The organism is Pseudomonas sp. NPDC087598 (assembly GCF_044743525.1).
Classification (GTDB): domain Bacteria; phylum Pseudomonadota; class Gammaproteobacteria; order Pseudomonadales; family Pseudomonadaceae; genus Aquipseudomonas.
Window position 1 is genome coordinate 1 of sequence record NZ_JBIUWQ010000162.1, and the last position, 1,118, is coordinate 1,118.

A 1,118-nucleotide genomic window follows, 5' to 3' on the forward strand; every position below is an offset into this window, starting at 1 on the left:
TTGTCGTGGGCGCCGTACTCTACAGCCTTATTAGCCATCCGGCCAACGTGTCGCCCGCGGCCCCTGGTGGTCGGATCGAAAGCGCCATTGGCTTTGCAATCTTCGATCACGGCCTGGTAGATGGTCGCGTAGCAACGATCCGGGATCACAGCCTTGGTGTCGTGCAACTGACCGTCGGTGCCCCACATCTTGCCGGAGTCACGGATCATCGCAGGCATCGAGGCGTCGACGATGACGTCGCTCGGCACGTGCAGGTTGGTGATGCCTTTGTCGGAGTTGACCATCGCCAGCGACGGACGAGCGGCGTAAACCGCGGCCATGTCGGCTTCGATCTGAGCTTGCTGCTCGGCCGGCAGGGCCTTGATGCGTGCGTACAGGTCGCCGATGCCGTTGTTCAGGTTGAAGCCGATCTGGGCCAGCACGTCAGCGTGCTTGGTCAGGGCGTCTTTATAGAACTCGGCAACGATCTGGCCGAACATGATCGGGTCGGAGACCTTCATCATGGTCGCTTTCAGGTGCACCGACAGCAGCACGCCTTGCGCCTTGGCGCTGTCGATTTCAGCAGCGATGAACGCACGCAGGGCGTTTTTGCTCATCACGGCGCAGTCGAGGATCTCGCCAGCCTGAACGGTGGTTTTCTCTTTCAGGACGGTCGCGGTGCCGTCTTTGGCGATCAGCTCGATCTTCACAGCGTCAGCGGCGTCGATCAGGGCAGCTTTTTCGCTGCCGTAGAAATCGCCGGTGCTCATGTGAGCGACGTGGGACTTGGAGTCTTTGGCCCAGGCGCCCATTTTGTGCGGGTGCTTGCGAGCGTAGTTTTTAACCGACAGCGGCGCGCGACGGTCGGAGTTGCCTTCACGCAGAACCGGGTTCACGGCGCTGCCCTTGACCTTGTCGTAACGCGCCTTGGCGTCTTTGTCGGCGTCGCTGGTCACGGTTTCCGGGTAGTCCGGCAGGTTGTAACCCTGAGCTTGCAGTTCTTTGATTGCCGATTGCAGCTGAGGAACCGATGCGCTGATGTTCGGCAGCTTGATGATGTTGGCTTCAGGCGTAACGGCCAGGTCGCCCAGTTCGGCGAGGTGGTCGGCTACGGCTTTGTCGCCCAGTTGCTCGGGGAA

Annotated in this window: 1 protein-coding gene; it reads right to left on the reverse strand. The window is 60.8% G+C overall.

Annotation, left to right across the window (positions count from 1 at the left end; all coding sequences use genetic code 11):
* Positions 1–1,118 (reverse strand): NADP-dependent isocitrate dehydrogenase (locus tag ACIOWE_RS30275; RefSeq protein WP_401398640.1); only part of this gene is annotated, 1,118 nt, incomplete at both ends.